At 71.4% G+C, this 6,180-nt stretch carries 7 protein-coding genes and 1 pseudogene; 1 reads left to right on the top strand and 7 read right to left on the bottom strand.

Features of this window, described 5'->3' with window-relative positions:
• Positions 1-94: 94 nt before the first annotated feature.
• From ACSNOH_RS32730 to ACSNOH_RS32700, 7 genes and pseudogenes are all read right to left on the bottom strand, one after another.
• Positions 95-1,378 (bottom strand): xylan 1,4-beta-xylosidase, encoded by a 1,284-nt coding sequence (locus tag ACSNOH_RS32730; protein ID WP_436725087.1) that lies wholly within the window; start codon positions 1,376-1,378, stop codon positions 95-97.
• A gap of 75 nt (positions 1,379-1,453) precedes the next feature.
• On the bottom strand, positions 1,454-2,317 hold the full coding sequence (locus ACSNOH_RS32725; protein ID WP_436725086.1) for an alpha/beta hydrolase: 864 nt from the start codon (positions 2,315-2,317) through the stop codon (positions 1,454-1,456).
• A gap of 105 nt (positions 2,318-2,422) precedes the next feature.
• Positions 2,423-2,956: a hypothetical protein gene (locus ACSNOH_RS32720; protein WP_436725088.1), complete on the bottom strand. Its 534-nt coding sequence runs from the start codon at positions 2,954-2,956 to the stop codon at positions 2,423-2,425.
• A 216-nt stretch (positions 2,957-3,172) separates the two neighbouring features.
• Positions 3,173-3,433 (bottom strand): annotated as a pseudogene (locus tag ACSNOH_RS32715) (AAA family ATPase); the annotation flags it as partial.
• Between the two features lie 454 nt (positions 3,434-3,887).
• Positions 3,888-4,322, bottom strand: coding sequence for a DUF2267 domain-containing protein (locus ACSNOH_RS32710; protein WP_436725085.1), 435 nt, complete (start codon positions 4,320-4,322; stop codon positions 3,888-3,890).
• Positions 4,323-4,439: 117 nt separating this feature from the next.
• The gene (locus ACSNOH_RS32705; protein ID WP_436725084.1) at positions 4,440-4,835 is read right to left on the bottom strand and encodes a DUF2267 domain-containing protein; all 396 of its coding nucleotides are present in this window, start codon (positions 4,833-4,835) and stop codon (positions 4,440-4,442) included.
• 206 nt (positions 4,836-5,041) lie between these two features.
• Complete coding sequence (locus tag ACSNOH_RS32700; RefSeq protein WP_436725083.1) at positions 5,042-5,473, bottom strand: Hsp20/alpha crystallin family protein; 432 nt, start codon at positions 5,471-5,473, stop codon at positions 5,042-5,044.
• A gap of 127 nt (positions 5,474-5,600) precedes the next feature.
• Here ACSNOH_RS32700 and ACSNOH_RS32695 point away from each other — a divergent pair.
• A partial coding sequence (locus ACSNOH_RS32695; protein ID WP_436725082.1) for a type III effector protein occupies positions 5,601-6,180 on the top strand: 580 nt, incomplete at its 3' end.

Here is a 6,180-nt window from a genome sequence, read left to right as displayed (position 1 = left end):
GGTGAGGGGCGTGGGGTGTGAAGGAGCGTTGGGGGCACGAACAGCACAGCCCGGCGCGGTGGGGGCTCGGAGAAGCTCGGCCCGGCACGGCGGGTCAGCGCGCCAGCCAGCACACCTCGTACGGGCCGAGGGACAACGCCTGTCCGTCCACCCGTGCTGCCACCGGCCGGCACTCGGTGTTGACGACGAGCACGGCGTCGTCGTCGGCGAGGACCTGGATCCTGGCGCCCGCCCCCGCGGTCGCCTCGACCGGCCGGAAGGCGCTGCCCGGCGGGAACTCGTGGGCGAAGCGGGTCAGGAGCCGGGCCATGGGCAGCCCGTGGCCCCCGTCGCTGAGATGAGTGCTGCGCCACAGGCAGCCCGGGCAGTCCTCCCCGGTCAGCTGCGGGTTCCAGTAGAAGGCGGCGGATGCGCCGCTCGCCGCGAGGTGCATCATCGCGGTGGCGTGCACGGCGGTGCGGTGGTGCTCGCTCCAGCCGTCCCGGCCGCCGGGCCGGTCGTCCTCGGCGGGCGGCTCGACGTACCACTCGGCCCACCACACGGGAAGCCCGGTGACGCTCCTCAGCCAGCGGGTGACGTCGGCGAACTTCTCGGTGGCGGCGAACTCGTCGGGGATCGTCTCGTGTCCCTCACGGGTGTAGCCGGCCCCGTCGACAACGACGAAGTCCGCTCCCGCCTTGTGCTGGTTCCAGTAGTGGATGACGTCGGCGGAGCGCTGGTCGAGCTCGCCCCAGGGGCCGCGGAGTTCGGTCGAGCGGTCTTCCCGGTGCTCGGCGGGCGGGTCGTGGTCGGCCACTACGTACGGGCCGCCGACCAGGTTGTCCGGGTTCTGCTTCTTCAGCTCCGCGAAGACGAGGTTGTACAGCTCGGTGTACCCCTCGTAGTTCCACCGGCGCTTTTCCTCGTCGTAGAAGCCCTTGAGCTCGTTCCACACCAGGAAGTGCCTGATGTCCGGGTAGCGGCGGGCGATCCGGCCCGCGAGCCGGGCGAAGTGCCCGTAGTGCCGCCGGTCGGGAGCGGCCTCCAGGCGGGACCAGTCGGTGCGCCCGCGGCGCCCGCCCTTCATCCAGTCGGGGGCGCCGCACAGGGTGAGGACGGGGGTGGCGCCGGTGGCCCGCATCAGGGCGACGCGCTCGTCCAGGGCCTGGAAGTCGTAGCGGCCGGGCGCCGGTTCGGGATTCTCGGCGCCCCAGCCCATGATGTGCTGGTTCTGCGGCAGCGATGGCGTGGAGAGCAGGGCGCCGGCCCTGCGGGTGGCCTCCGGGGTGCCGTGGTCCGCGCTGTACCGGGTATGAGTGAAGCCCCAGCCCGGCGCAGCGAACCGCCCTCGCCCGGCACCGGGCGTCATCGACCGTTGTTCCGCATCACGTCGCCCCACGACGTCCAATAATATGCGGATAGCCGGGATTTCGTCCCGTACGTGATTCCGTTGGCGGCCCACCGCTGTCCGGTCCTAGACGATCAGCTGGTCCAGGATTCCCGCCACCTCCGCCGGTCGCAGGAGGAAGCCGGTGTGGCTGGTGTCCAGCGTGTGCACGTCGAAAGGGTTGCCGGGGGTCAGCGCGTCCGCCTCGGCGATCAGGCGGTCCTGCATCGCCACCGGAAGCGAGCGGTCGCCGGTGAGCCGGATGTACGTACGGGCGATCGTTCCCCAGGTGTCCGCCTGCCCGCGGGCGTCGGCCGTCATCACGGCGATCGACTCATCGGGCTGCAGGATGTTGAGGAAGGCACGGAACTGCTCGTCGGTGCCGTCCGCCATGACCGCCGCCTTGAGGGCGGCGAGCAGGGCGGGGTCGGCCGTGCGGTAGTTGGCCCGCCCGACGCCGAGTGCGGCCGGATCGCCTACGTTCAACGCGGCCAGCGGGGCCAGCAGGTTGCCGGCGAACTCGGGCTCCTGCATGTAGGCGACCGGGCTGGGACGCTCGATGCACGACCACGCGGATATGTAGACGAGCCTGTCCACCAGTTCGGGGATCGTGTTGCCTACCTGGGTGATGGTGGTCCCGCCGAGGCTGGCGCCGACCAGCACCACAGGCCCGTGCCGGGCCACCCGGCGGACGACGTCCACCACCACGTCCACGTTGTCCTGCAAGGTGACCCCGGCCAGCGTCGACGGCTCGGCCGCCCACGCGTCAAGGTCCTGCGGGGCCTGATAGGCCGCCGGGTACTGGGCGTCGAACCCGTGGCCCGGCAGGTCGACGGCGAAGCTGCGGTGGCCCAGCAACGTCAGCTCCCGCTGGACAGGGGCCCACATGAACGAGCTGGAACAAGCCCCGTGCACCAGGACGAACGTAGGGCGGGAGGGGTCAGTACTCATGGTCCGGAGCGTAGTGATGCGGACCGCAACGCAGCCTCTGATTTTCGGTGGCGCCGTGGGGGCGAGGTTCGCCGGGGCCGAAGTACCAGGTCTCACATACGACCCTCACGTACGGCCCTCGCTCTCCTGGACCTGTTCCAGGAGAGGCTGCCCGGCCATCCACGTGGCCCGCAACACCCGGAATCCCCCGGCTTCGTAGGCGTCGCACACCTGGCGGTCGTCGTCGATCACCACCGCGATGACGCGGTCGCGGGCAAGGCGGCGCAGCAGCTCCGGTTTGCAGACGCGGGCCGGCCTGCGGTCGCCCGGGGTGCGCATCAGGAGGGGGCCTTCGGGCATGCCGTGCTGGGTGAGCCAGTCGAGGGTGTCCTGGCGGCAGTGCTCCGGACGGCCGGTCACGTAAGCCACCTCGCATCGCTGCGCGGCGGCCGTGAGCAGGGCGATTCCCTCGGCGAGCGGGGGATCCCGGACGGCGGCGGCGAAGAAGGCGTCCCAGTCGCGCGGCCGGCTCTCCAAGTGATGCAGCCGGTGGCGGACGTCGGCCAGCGTGCCGTCCAGGTCGAAGACGGCGAGCGGCCGTGGCTCCTCCGCGCCGTGGACGGGGGCGGGGGCAGGGGCAGGGGCGGTCCATGCGGGCATGTCGAGGCCCCACGTGGTCTCGTGGCCGGGCCCCGGATCATCCGCGGGATCCACCAGGAATCCGCCCTCGCCGTCGAACCGGACCTCGTACACCGCGTCGAAGCCGTCGGACCGCTGCGGTCTGCAGAGCCGTTTCAGCGTCGCGTACACACCGACGTCCGGCACCCGTTCGGGGCCCTGCCGGGCGGCGTTGCGGGCGAGCGCGCCCGGGACGTCGGGCGGGAACCAGTACGCGACCACGCGGGCGCCATGGGCGCGCCCCGCCGCGATGAGGGGCGCCCATTCGTGCGGGGAAGGGTTGGTGTTGTCCACCACGACCGGTACCCCCTCCGCCAGTGCCTCCTCGACCAGGCGCATCTGGCGTCGCTGGCGGTGCCGCGCCCGGCGGAAGAGATCCTTGCTCACGTGCGCGTGCGTACCGGCGAAGGTCCGGGCGTAGAAGGTGGACTTGCCCGACGCCTGGAGGCCGACCAGCACGATCAGCTCCAGCTCCGCTCGCCCGTCACTCGGGGCGCTGGTCACCGGCCCGTCGGTCACCAGTCGCCTTGGCGTTCACCCTTGGGGCCCCGTCCGCGGTCGTCGCGCGGACCACGGGTCTGCCGGTGGAATTCCTCCTTGAGGGCGTCTTCGGCGCTCTGCCCTCTCTCACGGCCGGCGGCGTCGTCATCCGCCGTGTTCTTCTGCTCTCGCGGTCGCTGGGAGGCCTTGCCTCTCCCCCGGCCTTCGTCCTTGTTCTTTCGTGTGGGCATTTCCGCTCACCGCCTTTCGCCGGACCGGGGTACCCGTCTTCGCGCGACGCATTCACGGCGTTCGCCGGGGTCATCGCGTTGGCCGCGGTCACCGCGTTCGCTACGGTCACCCCATGCGCCCGTACGCTCCGACCGGCCACGCGCGTCGGCATGGCCGGTCTGCGGCTTCTCGAGCGGAGCGGCTACGCGGCCTGGGTGAGCTCGGCGCGACCGAACAGCAGGGCGTAGCCGGAGGGGAGCTGGCGCAGGATGCGGGTCAGGAGGTCGGGGCCGGCCAGCTCTGCGACGGCGGAGAGGACGGAGCCGGTGTCCCAGCGGGTGGCGCCCAGGGTGGCGCCGGTGCGGGCGGCGAGGTCCTTGACGAAGAACCAGCCGGTGAGGGGCTGGACGTCGGGGATCTGTGCGGTGAGGATGCGTGCGGCTTCGAAGGGGAGGCGTGCGGCCAGTTCGACGCGTTCCTCGCCCGTCAGCTGGCGCCCGAGTCCTGCGAGGACCAGGCGGACGGCCTCCTCGGCCCGTTCCCGGGTGGGGTAGGCGCCTTCGTAGCGGACCTTCTCCAGCATCTGTTCGTAGGTCATCGCGAGCGTGTGCTGGAGCGGTGCACGCCGGTCGGACATCACTGTGGTGTTTGCCTTTCTGTTCTGTCGCTGCTGTTCTGTCGCTGCTGTTCTGTCGCTGCCGAGAGTCTCTGTCGCCGCTGAGTCTCTGTCGCCGCCGAGTCGTGGTGCGGGTGGTCAGGCTGTCCGAGGGCGGCCGAAGAGGAGGTCGTAGCCCGCGGGGAGCTGGAGCAGGATCTCCTTGAGCAGGTCGTCGCCGGCCGCGTCGGCGACCGTGCTGAGGACGGCGCTGACGTCCCAGGCCGCGGTCTGTTCGGTGGCGCCCTCGATCCAGGCCGCCGTCGCCCGCACGAACCGCTCCGGCGACAGCGGTTCGGCGCTTTGCAGTGGGTTGAGAAGGATCAGGGCGAAGTCTTCCGGCAGGCACGCCGCCAGTTGGGCGCGCACCTCACCGACGAGGTGTGCGCCCAGCAGCGCGAGCACCACGCGGGCCACGCGGTCCGCTTCCTGCCGGCTGTCGTACTCGCCGCGTTCCCTGACGTGTTCCAGGAACGCTTCCCATCGCAGGGTCACGTCGGCCGCCACCCTTCTTCTGTCCGGTATCAGTCCGGTGTCAGTCCGGTTCGGCTCCGGCTTCGGTCCCAGTCGGGCGCGGAGGACGGGCAAGGGGGAGATCGGGTGCCCGTCCTCCGCCGCCGGCCGGCCGGGCCGACATCACTGGCCTCGTCGGCCTCCGTCTGCTCTTCGCTCTCTCCGGCCTCTCCGGCCCCTCCGGCCTCTCAGCCGGAGATCTCCTTGCGGGAGGACTCCCCGCCGATGGCGATCTTGCGGGGCTTGGCGCGCTCGGCGATCGGGATGCGCAGGGTGAGCACCCCGGCGTCGTAGTCGGCCTTGATGTGCTCGGTGTCCAGCGTGTCGGCCAGGACGATCTGGCGGGAGAAGACGCCGAGCGGCCGCTCGGACAGCTCCATCTGCACGTCGTCGGCCTTCGTCACGGGCCGGCGCTCGGCCTTGACGGTCAGCATGTTCCGCTCGACATCGATGTCGATCGCCTCCGCGCTGACGCCGGGGAGGTCGAAGGCCACCACGTACTCGTCGCCCTCGCGGTAGGCGTCCATCGCCATCACGGCCGGCCGCGACCAGGTGCCCGGGCTCATCAGCTGCTGAGCCATCCGGTCGAGCTCGCGGAAGGGGTCAGTGCGCATCAACATCGCGAAACACCTCCAGCAGGTTCGGGCAGTTGCTGCCAATGCGCCTCACTGAATCCGTTGTAGCATGTCATCCAATGGATGACAAACATGGTGTCGTCCATAGGACGACAGCGTCGGGAAGGTGCCCATGACAGCAGCCGACCAGCCGGTCTCCACCAGCGACGACACCCGGAGCCCCGCTTCGTTCCTCGCGGCCGCGGCGGCTCTGGAAGCCATAGACGACGCCCTGCGTGCCGCTCAGGAGCAGCCCCCCGAGTCCCCCGCGGGCGGCCCCGGACCGGAGCAGGCCCTTGCCTCCCTCCTGCTGCTGCGCCAGGTGCGCGAGCAGCTCGCCGGATGGGAGACCGGCCTGATCGAAACGGCCCGCCACGCAGGAGCCAGCTGGGCCGACCTCGCCCATCCGCTCGGCGTGGCCAGCCGCCAGGCCGCGGAACGCCGCTACCTGCGCAACCGGCCCGGCCCCGCCGGAACCACCGGCGAACAACGCGTCCAGGCGACCCGCGAGCGCCGTGCCGCCGAGCGCACCGCCGCCACCTGGGCCCGGCGCAACGCCGCCGACCTGCGCCGCATCGCCGGACAGATCGCCGCCCTCACCGACCTCCCCACAGCGGCGCGCCGCCCAGTGAGCGAGCTCCACGCAGCCCTCGGACACGACGACCCCGGCGCCCTCATCCAACCCCTGAACGCCACCCGCCCGCACCTGACCC

The sequence above is a fragment of the Streptomyces sp. URMC 127 genome (assembly GCF_051386535.1).
Taxonomy (GTDB): Bacteria; Actinomycetota; Actinomycetes; order Streptomycetales; family Streptomycetaceae; genus Streptomyces.
Note: the sequence above shows the minus strand (reverse complement) of the source record. Positions and strands in the feature narration are given on the sequence as shown.

What these genes read in the sequence shown, in the direction of transcription:
- ACSNOH_RS32710 (WP_436725085.1), bottom strand. Translation starts at nt 4,322, where the DNA reads ATGTCCGACCGGCGTGCACCGCTCCAGCACACGCTCGCGATGACCTAC.
- ACSNOH_RS32700 (WP_436725083.1), bottom strand. Translation starts at nt 5,473, where the DNA reads ATGTTGATGCGCACTGACCCCTTCCGCGAGCTCGACCGGATGGCTCAG.
- ACSNOH_RS32725 (WP_436725086.1), bottom strand. Translation starts at nt 2,317, where the DNA reads ATGAGTACTGACCCCTCCCGCCCTACGTTCGTCCTGGTGCACGGGGCT.
- ACSNOH_RS32720 (WP_436725088.1), bottom strand. Translation starts at nt 2,956, where the DNA reads ATGCCCGCATGGACCGCCCCTGCCCCTGCCCCCGCCCCCGTCCACGGC.